Source organism: Pseudoxanthomonas spadix BD-a59 (genome assembly GCF_000233915.3).
GTDB lineage: Bacteria > Pseudomonadota > Gammaproteobacteria > Xanthomonadales > Xanthomonadaceae > Pseudoxanthomonas_A > Pseudoxanthomonas_A spadix.
Window position 1 is genome coordinate 2430005 of sequence record NC_016147.2, and the last position, 15585, is coordinate 2445589.

The 15585-nt window shown below is 67.7% G+C and carries 12 protein-coding genes and 1 pseudogene; 6 read left to right on the forward strand and 7 right to left on the reverse strand.

What is annotated here, in order from left to right; translation table 11 throughout:
- Positions 1-3 precede the first annotated feature (3 nt).
- The 4 genes from DSC_RS10985 to DSC_RS11000 form a co-directional block, all read right to left on the reverse strand.
- Positions 4-996: an AAA family ATPase gene (locus tag DSC_RS10985; RefSeq protein WP_014161235.1), complete on the reverse strand. Its 993-nt coding sequence runs from the start codon at positions 994-996 to the stop codon at positions 4-6.
- 121 nt (positions 997-1117) lie between these two features.
- Complete coding sequence (locus DSC_RS10990) at positions 1118-1822, reverse strand: DUF4159 domain-containing protein (RefSeq protein WP_014161236.1); 705 nt, start codon at positions 1820-1822, stop codon at positions 1118-1120.
- Positions 1823-1877: 55 nt separating this feature from the next.
- Positions 1878-3212 carry a TldD/PmbA family protein gene (locus DSC_RS10995; RefSeq protein WP_014161237.1) on the reverse strand — a complete coding sequence of 445 codons (1335 nt, stop codon included), beginning with the start codon at positions 3210-3212 and terminating at the stop codon, positions 1878-1880.
- An 18-nt stretch (positions 3213-3230) separates the two neighbouring features.
- Positions 3231-4865: a TldD/PmbA family protein gene (locus tag DSC_RS11000; protein WP_014161238.1), complete on the reverse strand. Its 1635-nt coding sequence runs from the start codon at positions 4863-4865 to the stop codon at positions 3231-3233.
- 516 nt (positions 4866-5381) lie between these two features.
- Between DSC_RS11000 and DSC_RS16175 the strand changes: the two are divergent.
- Positions 5382-5561: pseudogene (locus tag DSC_RS16175) on the forward strand (IS4 family transposase); the annotation flags it as partial.
- A gap of 143 nt (positions 5562-5704) precedes the next feature.
- Here the strand turns inward: DSC_RS16175 and DSC_RS11010 are convergent.
- The 3 genes from DSC_RS11010 to grxC all read right to left on the reverse strand — a co-directional run bounded on the left by DSC_RS11010 (position 5705) and on the right by grxC (position 7619).
- Entirely contained in the window at positions 5705-6712 is a 1008-nt protein-coding gene (locus tag DSC_RS11010) for an isocitrate dehydrogenase (RefSeq protein ID WP_014161240.1), read from the reverse strand.
- Positions 6713-6954: 242 nt separating this feature from the next.
- Positions 6955-7353: a carboxymuconolactone decarboxylase family protein gene (locus DSC_RS11015; protein WP_014161241.1), complete on the reverse strand. Its 399-nt coding sequence runs from the start codon at positions 7351-7353 to the stop codon at positions 6955-6957.
- Complete coding sequence (grxC, locus tag DSC_RS11020) at positions 7350-7619, reverse strand: glutaredoxin 3 (RefSeq protein ID WP_014161242.1); 270 nt, start codon at positions 7617-7619, stop codon at positions 7350-7352. The genes DSC_RS11015 and grxC overlap by 4 nt, the downstream gene beginning before the upstream one ends.
- Positions 7620-7786: 167 nt before the next feature.
- Here grxC and DSC_RS11025 point away from each other — a divergent pair, with 167 nt between their 5' ends.
- The 5 genes from DSC_RS11025 (at position 7787) to ppx (ending at position 15347) form a co-directional block, all read left to right on the forward strand.
- Positions 7787-9430, forward strand: coding sequence for a tetratricopeptide repeat protein (locus DSC_RS11025; protein WP_043291272.1), 1644 nt, complete (start codon positions 7787-7789; stop codon positions 9428-9430).
- 82 nt (positions 9431-9512) lie between these two features.
- On the forward strand, positions 9513-10202 hold the full coding sequence (phoB, locus tag DSC_RS11030) for a phosphate regulon transcriptional regulator PhoB (RefSeq protein WP_014161244.1): 690 nt from the start codon (positions 9513-9515) through the stop codon (positions 10200-10202).
- Between the two features lie 149 nt (positions 10203-10351).
- Entirely contained in the window at positions 10352-11686 is a 1335-nt protein-coding gene (phoR, locus tag DSC_RS11035) for a phosphate regulon sensor histidine kinase PhoR (protein ID WP_014161245.1), read from the forward strand.
- Positions 11683-13764, forward strand: coding sequence for a polyphosphate kinase 1 (gene ppk1 / locus DSC_RS11040; protein WP_014161246.1), 2082 nt, complete (start codon positions 11683-11685; stop codon positions 13762-13764). The genes phoR and ppk1 overlap by 4 nt, the downstream gene beginning before the upstream one ends.
- A 62-nt stretch (positions 13765-13826) precedes the next feature.
- Positions 13827-15347: an exopolyphosphatase gene (gene ppx, locus DSC_RS11045; RefSeq protein ID WP_014161247.1), complete on the forward strand. Its 1521-nt coding sequence runs from the start codon at positions 13827-13829 to the stop codon at positions 15345-15347.
- The last annotated feature ends 238 nt before the right edge of the window (positions 15348-15585 follow it).

A 15585-nucleotide genomic window follows, 5' to 3' on the forward strand; every position in this document is an offset into this window, starting at 1 on the left:
CGGTCAGCCAGCCAGCGGCACGCGCTGCAGCAGCACAGCCACCACCTCGTCGGCACCCTTCTGCTCGGCTTCGGCGGCGAAGGACAGCAGCAGGCGATGGCGCATGACCGGGGCGGCCAGGGCGGCGACGTCCTCGCGGGTGGCGGCCAGGCGCCCGTGCAGCAGTGCGCGTGCCTTGCACGCCAGCACCAGCGACTGCCCGGCGCGTGGTCCGGCGCCCCACTTGACCCATTGCCGGATCTGCGCCGGCGCGTGTTCGCCCGGGCGGCTGGCGCGTACCAGCCGGGTGATCCAGGCCAGCAGGTCTTGGCCCAGGTGGACCTGGCGCACGCGTGCCTGCAGCGCCAACACCTGGGCTGCGTCCATCACTGGCGGCACTTCGCCGAGGTGGGTGCCGGTGGTCTGGGCCAGGATGTCGCGCTCCTCCTGCTCGCTGGGGTAATCCACCCGCACGTGCAGCAGGAAGCGGTCCAGCTGCGCCTCGGGCAGAGGATAGGTGCCGGCCTGTTCGATCGGGTTCTGGGTGGCCAGCACGAAGAACGGCGCCGGCAGCGAATAGGTGGTGCCGGCGTAGCTGACGGTGCGTTCCTGCATCGCCTCCAGCAGCGCGGCCTGGGTCTTGGGCGGGGTGCGGTTGAGTTCGTCGGCCAGCAGCAGGTTGGTGAAGATCGGACCGGGTTGGAAGCGGAAGCGGCGGTGGCCGGTGCCGTGGTCTTCCTCCAGCAGCTCGGTGCCCAGGATGTCGCTGGGCATCAGGTCCGGGGTGAACTGCACGCGCCGGAACTGCAGTTCCAGCGCCTGTCCCAGCGACCGTACCAGCAGGGTCTTGCCCAGCCCGGGCGCGCCTTCCAGCAGGCAATGGCCGCCGGCCAGCAGGCCGATCAGCAGCTGTTCGACCACATCGTGCTGACCGACCACGGCCTGGGCCAGCGCGCGGCGCAATTGATCCAGCCTGGCCAGTTCGGTCTGCACGTCGGTTTCGGTGAGGGTGTTCATGAGGACAGGCCAATGCAATGGGGCGAAACGGATGTGGACGGGGCGGGTTTCGACGCCCCACCGGGATTCCCGCGGGCCTGCGCAAGGCGGGTCGAGATCCGCCCTACGTTGAAAGCGGTGGTCATGAGGTCAACGCATACATGGCGATGTTGACCGCGAACCGGGTATTGTCCTCGGCCAGGAACCGCTTGTTGCGCCAGTCGTAGTCCCATTCGCAGCCATAGTCCTTGTTGCTGTACAGCAGGCCCAGCCGGCCGTCGATCTCGATCCCGCTCAGCCATTCGTGCACCAGGTCGTCGCCCCAGCCATTCAACTCGAACGCGGTGGCCGGCGGTCCGTCCGGGAACCGGAAGAAGCTGCGGTACAGCCGGTGGTCGTTGCCCAGCCTGTTCAGCGCCCGGGGTCCGAAAATGGCCGCCATCTGTGCCTCGAATGACCTGGCGAACAGGCCGTCGATGTCGTGGTTGCAGTCGTCCACCAGCACGAAGCCGCCATTGCGCACGTAGCGCTCGAAGTGGCGGCGTTCGAGCGGGTTGAATTCGACCAGCTTGTGCCCGGCCAGGTAGCAGAACGGGGCGGTGAGCATCGCCGGGTCCGACAGCGCCAGCACGTGCTCCTTCGGGTCCACGCGCAGGTTGGTGTAGTCAATCAGTGAGGTAATCAGGTTCGACGGCATGCGCGCGTCCACGTCCCAGTCGCCGGAGTCGTAACGCAACCGCGTGAACCAGAAGTCGTAGTCGGCCGTGGCGCCGCGTGCAGCGCGCCATGGCAGCAGCGCGCCGGCCGCGGCGCCCAGCATCAGGCGCAGGAACGCGTTGCGGTTCATCGCTCGCGCGGGCAGGCGCCCGACAGCGCGGCCGGCGCGTCCACCCTGGCCATGCCTACACTGCGTCCGACAGCGAGGTGAAGGTGAAATCGCGCAGTTTCAGCGGCGGGATCAGCATCGATCCGGAAAGCTCGTCGCCGCTCAGCAGCACCGGCTTGCCGATCTCGTCGATGTTGTTGAGCATGATCACCGGCGATTCATTGAAACGGAAGTTCTTCACCGGGTAGCGGATCTGCCCGTTCTCGATGTAGAACGTGCCATCGCGCGTCAGCCCGGTCAGCAGCACCGTCTGCGGGTCGACCATGCGGATGTACCAGGTCCGCGTGACCAGGATGCCCTTCTGGGTCTCGCGCACCAGGTCGGCGGTGCTCTTGCCGCTGCCGGCCATGATCAGGTTGCCGGGCGCGGCCTGTGCGGCCTTGCCGTTCTTCTGCGCCCAGTAGCGCGAATAGTCCAGCGCCTGAACCTTGCCGTCCTTGACGTACTCCAGCTTGCCGCGCGGCAGGCCCTGGTCGTCCCATGGCAGGGCCGGGGCCTCCGGATGGGCGGGATCGGCATAGATGTGCACGCGCGGGTCGTAGACCTGCTCGCCCAGCTTGTTGCCGCCGCCCTTCCTGGACAGGAAACTGCGGCCCTCATCGGCCTGGCGCGCATCGAACATGCGCATCATGAAGCCGATCAGGCCGGCGGCGGCGGCCGGCTCCAGGATCACCGTGTACTTGCCCGGTTCCAGCGCCCTGGCAGCGGCCGAGTCACGCGCCTTCTGCATGGCCACGCGCACATCCCGCCCGACGTCGAAGGCACTGGCGTCGGCCAGCGTGCGACCCACCCAGCCCGACCCGCGACCATCGTCGGTGCGCACGGTGCAGGTGTAGTTGAAGCCGGTGGCCTGCTGGTAGCCGAAATTGCCGTTGCTGTTGGCGATCGCAGCAAAGCTGTGGCCGTCCTGCAGGAAGCCGGCGGCAACCATGTTTGCCGCCTTGCACGGGGCGATGGAATCGGCCGCGGCCTTGGCCCTGAACTCCGGGGTGATCGCCGCCGTGGCCGCGTTGAAGGTGGGCGTGGCGGTGTAGGCCTGCTTGCCCACGGCCGGCACGAATTCGGGGTTCTCCGGCGCCAGCCGCGCCAGGTCCTCGGCCCGGCGCACCACCCGCTCGAGCGCGGCATCGTCGAACTCGTTGATGGTGGCAGTACCCACGCGCTTGCCAAAGGCGACCTGCACCGCGAGCTCGGCATTGTTGACGATGCCGCTGGTGGAGATGTCGTTCAGCGCGAAGCGGATGTTGCCCTCGCGCGCGCCGGTGAGGCTGGCACTGCATTCATCGGCCTTGCTCAGGGCGATGACCTTGTCGAGGATGGCCCTGGCCTGCGCTTCGGTGAAGATGGTCATTGCAGATCTCCTTGCCGGTCAGCCGAGGCTGCGCGCGGTGTTGATGACGTTGATGCCGTCGAAGCGCGCGGTCGATGACCCGTGCGACACCGCCGAGATCTGTGGCGGCTGGCCCTTGCCGTCGAAGAACGAGCCCCCCATGCGATAGTCGCTGCTGTCGGCCACGGCGCTGCACGCGTTCCAGAACTCCGGCGTGCGGATCTGGTAGGCCACGTCTTCCAGCATGCGGGTGATCCGGCCCTGCTTGATCTCGTAGAACAGCTGCCCGCCAAACTGCGCGTTGTAGCGCTGCTGGTCGATCGAGAACGAGCCGTCGCCGATGATGTAGATGCCGTTGTCCACGTCCTTGATCAGCTCGGCCACGCTCAGCGGGGTCTTGCCCGGGGCCAGCGACACGTTGGCCATGCGCTGGAACTGCACGCTGGACCAGGAATCGGCATAGCAGCAGCCATCCGACTCCTGCTTGCCCAGGATATGGGCCTGGTCGCGGATGGCCTGGTAGTCCACCAGGATGCCGTCCCGGATCAGGTCCCACTGCTTGGTCTTGACCCCTTCGTCGTCGTAGGCGACTGCGCCCAGGCTGCCCGGCTGCACCTTGTCGGCGAAGATGCTGACCTTGTCGCTGCCGTACTGGAAGCCCGACTGGCGCTTGTCCAGCGTGGCAAAGCTGGTGCCGGCATAGTTGGCCTCGTAGCCCAGCACGCGGTCCAGCTCGGTGGCGTGGCCCACCGACTCGTGGATGGTGAGCCAGGTGTGCGAGGGATCCAGCACCAGATCGTACTTGCCGGGCTTGACCGAAGGCGCCTTGAGCTTTTCCTGCGCCTGTCTGGCCGCCGCGATGGCGTCCTCGCGCATGTCATAGGACAGGCCGTAGTTGACCACCCCGTTGGGCGAGACGAACTTGCCCGAGGCATCGCCGTCCAGATATTCGAAGCCCAGCCCCATCGGCGCCGACAGCCCGTCGCGGGTGCGGAACTTGCCGCTGGCCTTGTCGATGGCGGTGACCGTGAACGGTGCCCAGATGCGGTGAACGTCCTGGTCGATGTAGGAACCATCGGTGGAGGCGAAGTACTTCTGCTCGTTGACCGAGAACAACATGGACCGCACGAAGTCGGCCCCGGCATTGATGGCCGCTGCGTTCACCCCCAGCAGCAGGTCCACCTTGTCCTTGACCGGCACCTCCATCGCGTTCTTCCTGATCGGCGTGCGCCAGCTGACTTCGCCGGCGCCGGGCGCGGGCGCCAGTTGTACCGGTGCGCTCTGGTTGCCGGCGTTGGCCCTGGCGATGGCCGCGGCCTGGCGCGCGGCAGCGGCGACGCTGTCGGCGGCCAGTTCGTTGGTGGCGGCAAAACCCCAGGCACCGTTGACGATGACCCGCACGCCGACCCCGGAGGATTCGGTGTTGACCACGTTCTGCACCTTGTCCTCGCGGGTGGTGATGAACTGGCGCAGGTAGCGGCCGATGCGGACATCGCAGTAGCTGGCGCCGGCCTGACGCGCGGCGGCCAGGGCGACATCGGCCAGGCGTTTCTTCAACCCGGTGTCCATTGCCGACTGCAGCTGCTCGGCGGCGATGGCCTTGCCGAAGAAAGCGGGCAACATCAGGCCGCCCAGGCTCAGGCCGCTGGCGGCCAGGAAATCACGTCGATGCATGGCTGTCCTTCCCCGGCCGCACGGCGCAGGGGCCGCCGGCGTGCTGTGGCGATGAGGCTTGCACCGAAGGCGCAGGCACGCCCGATTCTTGCCTCAGCGGCAAGCCAGGGTCAAGAATGACCTTTGGCACAGATGCCGCGCGCGCGGCAACGACGGTGCCCGGACCGGGGCGGGCATCGGCGACGACCGGCCTGGCCAGACGGTCTGGCCGCTAGCAGCCTGTCGGGCTTTGGTGGTCGAGGCGAGAATTCGGCTGTGCGAGGTCAGATTTTCGACGGTTCGCCGGCCCATAGTGGTGCTATGGGCCAAGAAGCGGCGGAAAGATGGACCGCACAGGCGGATTCGCAGCCCGGCCGGCCAAAGTCCGACAGACTGCTAGACCCAATACTGTTCAGATAGAAAGAGATCATTGACAATCCATGTCCATCGAAGCTTCGGTGGACATGGACAATGGCGAGAACCCGCAAGACCCTCCCGGCGAGGGCGGACGTCGCGCATCTGATCAGCGCAGGCGTGCTGGCCAGGCGGGTCAAGTCCAACCTCAAGCTGCCGGTCGAGCAGTTGCTGGCCGACGGCTCGTACCTGAGCCGCGTCTTCGACAGCGCCGACAGGCATCGCAGTGCGGGCCAGATCGTGCGCGTCATCGACTACACCCTGCAGGACTCGGCCACGCCGCCCCAGGACAGCTACCGGCTGGGCGCTGTGTCAGCAGTCGCGGGCGCTTCAACCCGCGTGGCGTCAAACGCAAGATGAGCAACTTCCATGTGCGCCATCGCGGCGAACTGCTTCACCAGCGGCATCAGCCTACGCCGGTGTTGCGTATCTGAACAGTATTGCTGCTAGACCCGGCTGGCGATCGCCTTGGCAAAGCCCATGGTATTGCCGGTGCCGCCCAAGTCCGGGGTGACCGAATCCCGGGCTTCCAGGGTGGCCACGATGGCCTTGCGCAGGCGGGTGGCGTTGTCCGGCTGGCCGATGTGGTCCAGCATCTGCGCGGCGGCCAGCAGCAGCGCGCACGGATTGGCCTTGCCCTGGCCGGCGATGTCCGGGGCCGAGCCGTGCACCGCTTCGAAGATCGCAGCCTCAGTGCCGATGTTGGCACCCGGGGCCAGGCCCAGGCCGCCGACCAGGCCGGCGCACAGGTCGGACAGGATGTCGCCGAACAGATTGGTGGTCACGATGATGTCGAATTGCTCCGGGCGCATCACCAGCTGCATGCAGGCGTTGTCCACGATCATCTCGTTGCATTCGATGTCCGGGTACTGCGCGGCCACTTCGCGACCGACCTTGAGAAACAGGCCCGAGGTCGACTTGATGATGTTGGCCTTGTGCACCAGGGTGACCTTCTTGCGGCCGGTGGCGCGGGCCAGGTCGAAGGCATAGCGGACGATGCGCTCGGACCCCTTGCGGGTCACCCGGGTCATCGAAATGGCGGTCTCGCCGTCGGCCGACACTTCCTGGCCTTCGCTCAGGTAGGCCCCTTCGGTGTTCTCGCGCACCGTGATCAGGTCCACCCCGGTGCCGAAGCGCGATTTGGTGTTGGGGAAGGAGATCGCCGGACGCACGTTGGCGTACAGGTCGAAATGGCGGCGCATGGTCACATTGATCGAGGTGAAGCCCTCACCCACCGGCGTGGTCAGCGGGCTCTTGAGTGCGACCTTGTTCTTCTTGATCGAGGCAAGCGTCTGGGCGGGCAGCAGGTCGCCGTGCTTTTCCAGCGCGACCAGGCCGGCGTCGGCTTCCTCGTAGACCAGTCCGGCCTTGAGGGCATCGAGCACATAGAGGGTGGCGTCCATGATTTCCGGGCCGATGCCGTCGCCGCGGATGACCGTGATCGTTTGCGTCATGAGTGTGTCCAAAACTGGGGCGCAGCGCCGCAACGGCATGCGCGAAGGGGAGGAGGTGGTCGGGCAAGTATGCCCGATCCGACCAGGGGCTCCCAAGCGGCCTGCGGGCCAGGATGCATGAACCGCGGAAAAGGCCATGCAAGATCTGCGATCTTGCAGCTAAATTTCAATGAAACGGCAGTACGTACATTCAGGTATGCATGAAGAAGACATACCCGGCCGCGACCCCCGCGGCGCGCGGATCAGTCATGCGCGTGTTGCGCCGGTGCCGCGGCGCCGGCTTCCAGCCGGTCCAGGAAATCCACCGCCCGGCGCAGGTGCGGGATCACGATCGACCCGCCCACCACCAGCCCGACCGAGAAGGTCTCGAAGAACTCCTCGCGGGTGACGCCGACCTCCTTGCACTGGGCCACGTGGTAACTGACACAGTCGTCGCAGCGCAGCACCAGCGAGGCCACCAGGCCCAGCAGTTCCTTGGTCTTCACCTCCAGCGCACCGGCCTGGTAGGTCTGCGTGTCCAGGGCGAAGAAGCGGCGCACGACCTGGTTGGGCTCGGCCAGGATCCGTTGGTTCATGCGCTGGCGGAAGTCGGTGAAGGCCTTGACCCGGTCCTGTTCGGTCTCGGCGCCGGGCTGGCTCACGCGGCGCCACCTTGCAACAGCGGCTCCAGGCCGCCGGCGCGGTGCAGGGCCATCAGGTCGTCATAGCCACCGACGTGGGTGTCGCCGATGAAGATCTGCGGCACGCTGGTGCGGCGGGTCCTGGCCATCATCTTCTCGCGCTCGGCCGGATCGGTGTCGATGCGCACTTCGGTCCAGGTCTGGCCCCTGGACTTGAGGAAATTCTTGGCGGCCACGCAGTACGGGCACACGGCGGTGGAATAAATGGTGATCTGGGCTGTGCTCATGGGGAATTCTCTGCACCTTGGATGGTCTGAGATGCATCATGGTGGCATGGTCGCGGGGAACCAGAGGTCGTAATGCAACGCTGCGGATTAACCACCGATTCACCCGCTGGCCAGCGCGCCCGGCGATGCTGCGCCGGTTTGCCCCTCGGCCCGGATCGATCCTGCGCGTGCGCCTGACCCTGCTTGCCACTGCCCTGACCCTGCTGGTCGCCGCGCCGCCTGCCTGCGCGCAGGCCGATCGCCTGCCCGACATCGGCTCCTCGGCCGGCGAGCTGCTCAACCCGGTCAAGCAGCAGCTCTACGGGGCGATGACCAAGCGCGAGCTGCGCAACTACGGCTACCTGCTGGACGATCCGCTGATCGACGACTGGCTCGACCGGGTCGGCCAGGGGCTGGCCGCCAACAGCGACACGCCGAGCCAGCCGTTCACCTTCTTCATGCTGCGCGACCGGCAGATCAACGCCTTCGCCACCCTGGGCGGTTATATCGCGGTCAACTCCGGACTGGTGCTGACCGCCGAGCGCGAGGACGAAGTGGCCGCAGTGCTGTCCCACGAGATCGCACACGTCACCCAGCAGCACGTGCTGCGTGCGGTGGAGCGCGCCCAGCGCGACCAGATGCCGATCCTGCTGGGCATCCTGGGCGCGATCGTGGCGGCGCAGGCGGCCGGCGGCAGTTCCAGCGGCGACGCCTCGCAGGCAGCGCTGATCAGCGGCATGGGCTTGATGCAGCAGCGCCAGATCGACTACACCCGCTCCAACGAAAGCGAAGCCGACCGCATCGGCATCCATACCCTGGCGCGGGCCGGCTACGACCCCGACGCCATGGCCGGCTTCTTCAACCGCATGGACCAGGTGATGCGCGCCAACCGCGGCGGCGAACGCGAACGCACGCCCGATTACCTGCAGACCCACCCGGTCACCACCTCGCGCATCAGTGAGGCGCACGAGCGCGCTGAGCGCATCAAGCGCGAGAACAACGTGGTCACCACCGTGTCCACCCCCACCGGCAAGGTGACCGAAAGCACCCCGCGCGAAGGCAACTACGCCGCCGGCCTGCGCAGCAACAACCCGCTGCTGCCCTTCCAGGTGAACCTGCCGGCCTCGAGCCTGGACAATGGCGCCACCGGCCTGTTCCTGTGGGCGCGCGAACGCCTGCGCGTGCTCAGCGCCAACACCGCCGACGAAGCGGTCCGCGAATATGAAAGCATCCGCCGCAGCACCGGCGAGCTCACGCCCCCCCAGCGCTACGGCCTGGCCCTGGCCCAGATGCGCGGCACCCAGCCGGCGGTGGCCGCCAACGCCTTTGCCCAGCTGCTGCAGGAACTGCCCGGCAACCTGTGGCTGGAACTGGCCCTGGCCCAGGCCCAGGCGCGCATCGGCGATGTGGCCCAGTCCAGGGCCCGGCTGCAGGCGCTGCTCAAGCGCACCCCCAACAGCCGCCCGGTCGTCCTGAGCTTCGCCCAGGTGCTCAACGACCAGGGCAGCAAGGCCGCCGGCCAGCAGGCGCGCCAGGTGCTGCAGCCGCTGCTGGGCGCCAGCGGCGATGACCCCGTGTTCCAGCAGGCCTACGCCCGCGCCTGCGAACTGGCCGGCGACAGCGTCAAGGCCGGCGAGGCCTACGCGCAGGTGGCCTATCTGAATGGGCGGCCCGAACAGGCCCTGACCCAGCTGCAGAACCTCAAGCGCGACCAGGCCCTGGATTACTACGCCCGCGCCCGGGTCGAGGCCAGGATCACCGCCATCACCCCGGAAGTGCTGGAACTGCGCGATGCCGGCGTGCGCGACCCGGACCTGGACAGCAACCGCTGAGCCAGCCGCCCTCGACGGGTGTCACAATCGAGTCATAAAATTGTCGTCTACTGGGCACTGTCTCCATCGTCCGGCCAGACCCGTGCAAAAACGCATCCTCATCGTCGACGACGAGCCGGCCATCCGCGACATGGTCGCCTTTGCCCTGCGCAAGGGCGAGTTCGAGCCGATCCACGCCGGTGACGCACGCGAAGCCCAGGGCGCCATCGCCGACAAGGTGCCTGACCTGATCCTGCTGGACTGGATGCTGCCGGGCACCAGCGGCCTGGACCTGGCCCGGCGCTGGCGCAGGGACGCCCTGACCCGCGAGGTGCCGATCATCATGCTCACCGCCCGCGGCGAGGAGAACGACCGGGTCGGCGGCCTGGAAGCCGGCGTCGACGACTACGTGGTCAAGCCGTTTTCCTCGCGCGAGCTGCTGGCGCGCATCCGCGCGGTCATGCGCCGGACCCGCGAGGACGAGGAAGACGGCAGCATCTCGGTGGGCGCGCTGCGCATCGACGGCGCCGCCCACCGCGTGTTCGCCCAAGACCAGCCGGTGCCGATCGGCCCGACCGAATACCGCCTGCTGCATTTCTTCATGACCCATCCCGAACGCGTCTACAGCCGCACCCAGCTGCTGGACCACGTGTGGGGCGGCAGCGTGTACGTTGAGGAGCGCACCGTGGATGTCCACATCCGCCGCCTGCGCAAGACCCTGGAGCCACACAACGTGGACAACATGGTCCAGACTGTGCGCGGCTCCGGCTACCGGTTCTCGGTGTCCACCTGAGCCGCGCCGCGGCCCGGCCCGACATCCTGCGGATCGCTTCCCGCCACACAGCGGTCATGCCGGCGTCGTGGGATGGTCGTTTTCCCGACGCCTGCCCGCCACGTGCCGTTCCGTACCCTGGCCGGCAACCGCTCTGACACAATCGCCTCATGCCCAAACACCTGCGCTCGGCCTGGAACCGCACCCTGTTCCGCCTCGCCACCCTGCTCGTCATTGCCGCGCTCGGAGGCTGGCTGGTGGGCGCGTTCTGGCAGGTACTGGCGATCGGCGCGCTGTGCGTGGTGGCCTGGCAGTTCTGGCGCCTGCGCGCGGTATTGCGCCGGCTGACCGCACGCGCGCGCCTGCAGCCGGCCCAGGGCGATGGCGTGTGGAACGAGCTTGACCGTCTGCTGCACCGCGGCCAGCTGGGCATGCGCACCCGCAAGCGCAGGCTGCTGGCGATGCTGCGCGCCTATCGCGCCGCGACCGCTGCCCTGCCCGACGCGTTGGTGGTGATCGACCGCAGCACCCAGCGCGTGCAATGGTTCAACAAGGCAGCCACCACGCTGCTGGGACTGCGCCACCCGACCGACCTCAATGCGCCGGTGAACCAGTGCCTGCAGCCGCTGCCCATGTCGCACTGGCTCAGTGCCGGACGCAACGCCGAGCCGATGCTCGATGCGACCTCGCCTGCCAACCCGGACCTGCGCCTGAACCTGCGCCTGATCCCGTATTCGGACCAGTACTGGCTGCTGGTGGCGCGCGATGTCAGCAAGCTGCTGCGCCTGGAGGAGATGCGCCGCGACTTCGTGGCCAACGTCTCGCACGAACTGCGCACGCCACTGACCGTGGTCCACGGCTACCTGGACATGCTGGACGCCGACGAATTCCCGGAGTGGAAGCCGATCCTGGAGGAGATGCAGAAGCAGTCCAACCGCATGACCCAGCTGGTCGAGGACCTGCTCACGCTCTCGCGCCTGGAGGTGCAGGACAGCCTGACCGACGAGCACATCGCGATGGGCTCGATGCTGGCCACCCTGCGGCGCGAGGCCGAGGCGCTGAGCCGCAAGCGCCAGACCATCCTGGTGGAGGACTGCGGCGACATCGACCTGTGGGGATCGAACAAGGAACTGCACAGCGCGTTTTCCAACCTGGTCAGCAACGCGGTGCGCTATACGCCGGTTGGTGGCACCATCACCATTGCCTTCGCCCGCGAAGGCGATGGCGCCGTGCTCAGTGTGCGCGACACCGGCTATGGCATTCCCGCCTCGCACCTGCCGCGCATCACCGAGCGCTTCTACCGGGTCTCCACCAGCCGCTCGCGCGAGAGCGGCGGCACCGGGCTTGGGCTGTCCATCGTCAAGCACGTGCTGAACCTGCACCAGGCGCGCCTGGAGATCGACAGCGCCGTCGGCCAGGGCAGCACGTTCTCGGTGCACTTCGGCCCGGCGCGGGTCCATCGGCGCGAATCCGCCCTTCCGCTTCCGCAGAGCCTGACCGCATGAATGCCGCCGCCGACCTCACCTCCGATCCTGTCGATCCGCTGCGTGAGCCGGCGCTGTACTTCAACCGCGAGCTGTCCCAGCTGGACTTCAACTTCCGGGTGCTGGCCCAGGCGCAGGACGCCTCGGTGCCGTTGCTGGAACGGCTGCGCTTCTTGTGCATCAGCTGCACCAACCTGGACGAGTTCTTCGAGATCCGCGCGGCCACCGTGCGCCACGCACAGGACTTCGGCCTGCCGCCCGGCCCGGACGGATTGACCCCGGCCACGGTGCTCACGCGCATCCACGACCGTGCCGCCGAACTGGTCGAGGCCCAGTACAGGTGCTGGAACCAGGTCCTGCGTCCGGCCATGGACGCTGCCGGCGTGCGCGTATTGAGCCAGTCGGTGTGGAACGCGCGCCAGCGGCGCTGGCTGCGCGCCTACTTCCGCAACGAGATCGTGCCGGTGCTCTCGCCACTGGGCCTGGACCCGTCGCACCCGTTCCCGCAGATCCTCAACAAGTCGCTCAACGTGGTGGTGGTACTGAAGGGCAAGGACGCCTTCGGCCGGGCCGGGCACCTGGCAATCGTGCGCGCGCCGCGTTCGCTCTCGCGCATCATCCACATACCCCAGCGCGTATCCGGCGGCGAGGACGACTATGTGCTGTTGTCCAGTGTGCTGACCGCGTTCGTCGATGACCTGTTCCCGGGCATGGAGGTCAAGGGCGCCTACCAGTTCCGGGTGACCCGCAACTCCGAGCTGGTGCTGGACGAGGAGGAAGTGGAAAATCTCGCCCTGGCCCTGCGCGACGAGCTGGCCGGTCGCGGCTATCGTCCGGCGGTGCGCCTGGAGATCGCCCACGACTGCCCCAAGGCCATCGTCGGCACGCTGCTGGACAATTTCGACCTGACCGAGAATGCGGTGTATCGGATCGAAGGCGCGGTCAACCTGAACCGGGTCAGCCAGATCTACGACCTGGTCCAGCGCCCGGAACTGAAGTACCCGCCGTTCACCCCGCGCCTGCTGCGCGATGGCGACGCGATGTTCGAGACCGTCGCCGACGGCGACGTGCTGCTGAGCCATCCCTTCGATGCATTCACCCCGGTGCTGGAGCTGCTCAGGCAGGCGGCCACCGATCCCAATGTGCTGGCGATCAAGCAGACCCTGTACCGCACCGGCAAGGACTCGGCGATCGTTGACGCGCTGGTGCTGGCCGCACGCAACGGCAAGGACGTCACCGTGGTGGTCGAGTTGCGCGCGCGCTTCGACGAGGAAGCCAACCTTGGCCAGGCCGATCGCCTGCAGGCCGCCGGCGTGCAGGTGGTGTACGGCGTGGTCGGCTTCAAGACCCACGCCAAGATGCTGCTGATCGTGCGCCGCGAGGGCAAGAAGCTGCGCCGCTACGTGCACCTGGGCACCGGCAACTACCACGCCGGCACCGCGCGCGCGTACACCGATCTGGGCCTGATCACCGCCAACCAGGACATCGGCAACGACGTGCACCTGCTGTTCCAGCAGCTCTCCGGGCTGGCGCCCACGACCAAGCTCAAGTGCCTGCTGCAGGCGCCCTTCACCCTGCATCCGGCCCTGATCAAGAAGATCGAACGCGAGGCGCGCCTGGCCCGTACCGGCCGCCCGGCACGGATCATCGTCAAGGTCAACGCGATCAACGAGCCGCGCGTGATCCGGGCGCTCTACGCGGCCTCTCGGGATGGCGTGCAGATCGATCTGATCGTGCGCGGCGCCTGCACCCTGCGGCCCGGCGTGCCGGGCGTGTCCGAGAACATCCGGGTGCGCTCGATCGTCGGCCGCTTCCTGGAACACAGCCGCGTGTACTGGTTCGGCAACGACGGCGACCCGGAGCTGTACTGCGCCAGCGCCGACTGGCTCGAACGCAACCTGCTGCACCGGGTGGAAACCTGCTTCCCGATCCTGGACGATAAGCTGGCCGCGCGCGTGTTCCGCGACCACCTGCAGAACTACCTGGACGACAACTGCAACGCCTGGGAACTGGACAGCGAAGGGCGCTACCACAAGCTGGTGCCGGGCCCGGAAGAGCTGCCGCACTCGGCGCAGGGGACGCTGCTGGCCAGGCTGTGAGGCGGGCCTGTCGGCACCTGCGCAACGGGCGCTGAATGCGGCTTCGGATATCATCGCGCACCATGCCCCAGACCTTCTCCCTGCCGCTGCAGGACAACGACCAGCTGGCAGCGGTGGACCTGGGATCCAACAGCTTCCACATGGTCGTGGCCCGCTACACCATGGGCCAGCTGCGCGTGATCGACCGCCTGCGCGAAACCGTGCGCATGGCCGATGGCCTGGACGAGCGCGGCGGACTATCCGCAGAAGCCCACGCCCGCGCGATCGACTGCCTGGCCCGTTTTGGCCAGCGCATCCGCGACCTTCCGGACTCGCGCGTGCGCGCGCTGGCCACCAATACCGTGCGCCAGCTGGCACTGCCGCGCAACTTCCTGGTCCCGGCCGAAGCCGCGCTCGGCCATGGCATCGAAGTGGTCGCCGGCCGCGAGGAGGCACGCCTGATCTACCTGGGTGTGGCCCACGCGCAGCCGCCCAAGCCCGGCACGCGCCGGCTGGTGATCGACATCGGCGGCGGCTCGACCGAATTCATCATTGGCAGCGGCCTGCAGACGCTGGAGCGCGAAAGCGTCCAGGTCGGCTGCATCGCCAGCACCCGGCGCTTCTTCGCCGGCGGCAAGCTGTCCAGGAAGCGCTGGAATTCGGCGCTGACCGAGGTCACCGCCGAGCTGCAGCAGTTCGCCAAGCCGTACCGGGCGCTGGGCTGGCAGGAGGCGATCGGCTCGTCCGGCACGGCCAAGGCCATCGGCGAGATCTGCGCGGCGATGAAGCTCAGCAAGGGCGCCATCACCGCCGAAGCCCTGCCGCAGATGCGCGATCGGCTGCTGCAGGCAGAGAGGATCGAGGACATCGACCTGCCCGGCCTCAGCAAGGACCGCCAGCCGATCATCGCCGGCGGGGTGCTGGTGATGGAGGCCGCGTTCCAGGCACTGGGCATCGAGCGGATGATGGTGAGCAAGGCGGCCATGCGCGAGGGCATCCTCTACGACATGCTGGGCCGCCGCGGCGGCGACGACCCGCGCGAGCAGTCGGTGGCGATCATGATGCAGCGCTACGGCGTGGACCCGGCCCAGGCCGAGCGCGTGGAGCAGACCGCGCAGCGCCTGTTCGACCAGGTCGCCGATGCCTGGCAGCTGGAAGCCGACGACGCACGCGTGCTGTCCTGGGCCGCGCGCCTGCACGAGATCGGCCTGACCGTGGCGCACAGCCAGTACCACGTGCATGGCGCCTACCTGCTGGAATATTCGGACATCGCCGGCTTCTCGCGCCAGGAACAGCTGATGCTGGCCGCGCTGGTGCGCACCCATCGCCGCGGGATCCCCAGGACCGCCTTCGACGCCCTGCCCGACCGCCGCATCCCGGCCGCCAAGCACATCGCCGCCCTGCTGCGCCTGGCCGTGCTGCTGCACCGCGCCCATGACGCCGAACCGATCCCGACCCTGGAGCTGATGGCCCAGAACGAAGAACTGCACCTCCTGCTGGACAAGGAGTGGATCGACGCGCGGCCGCTGCTGCGCGCCGACCTGATCGGCGAAGCCAATGACATGCCAGGCCTGGGCATCGCGTTCAAGCCATTCGTGACCTGAGCAGAAAGCCGGGAACGGGGATCCAGGCACGTAGGGCGGGTCTTGACCCGCCATTGCCATGCATCCGCCGCCCACACATGCATGGATCAAGGGCGTCTTGGCGGGTCAAGAGCGGCGGGTCAAGACCCGCCCTACGTTTCTGATCGCGATTCGAGCGGCAATCGGCTTCATCAAACTGCCATCGCACTGACATGCGCGCTGCATCGCGCGCGCCCACGCTGTCGCAAACGTGGGAGTC

Bases quoted from the DNA above. Each gene is read 5' to 3' on its own strand.
- grxC (WP_014161242.1), bottom strand. From the start codon at position 7,619: ATGAGCACAGCCCAGATCACCATTTATTCCACCGCCGTGTGCCCGTAC.
- ppx (WP_014161247.1), top strand. From the start codon at position 13,827: ATGCCCCAGACCTTCTCCCTGCCGCTGCAGGACAACGACCAGCTGGCA.
- DSC_RS10985 (WP_014161235.1), bottom strand. From the start codon at position 996: ATGAACACCCTCACCGAAACCGACGTGCAGACCGAACTGGCCAGGCTG.
- DSC_RS10995 (WP_014161237.1), bottom strand. From the start codon at position 3,212: ATGACCATCTTCACCGAAGCGCAGGCCAGGGCCATCCTCGACAAGGTC.
- DSC_RS11000 (WP_014161238.1), bottom strand. From the start codon at position 4,865: ATGCATCGACGTGATTTCCTGGCCGCCAGCGGCCTGAGCCTGGGCGGC.
- ppk1 (WP_014161246.1), top strand. From the start codon at position 11,683: ATGAATGCCGCCGCCGACCTCACCTCCGATCCTGTCGATCCGCTGCGT.
- DSC_RS10990 (WP_014161236.1), bottom strand. From the start codon at position 1,822: ATGAACCGCAACGCGTTCCTGCGCCTGATGCTGGGCGCCGCGGCCGGC.
- phoR (WP_014161245.1), top strand. From the start codon at position 10,352: ATGCCCAAACACCTGCGCTCGGCCTGGAACCGCACCCTGTTCCGCCTC.
- DSC_RS11010 (WP_014161240.1), bottom strand. From the start codon at position 6,712: ATGACGCAAACGATCACGGTCATCCGCGGCGACGGCATCGGCCCGGAA.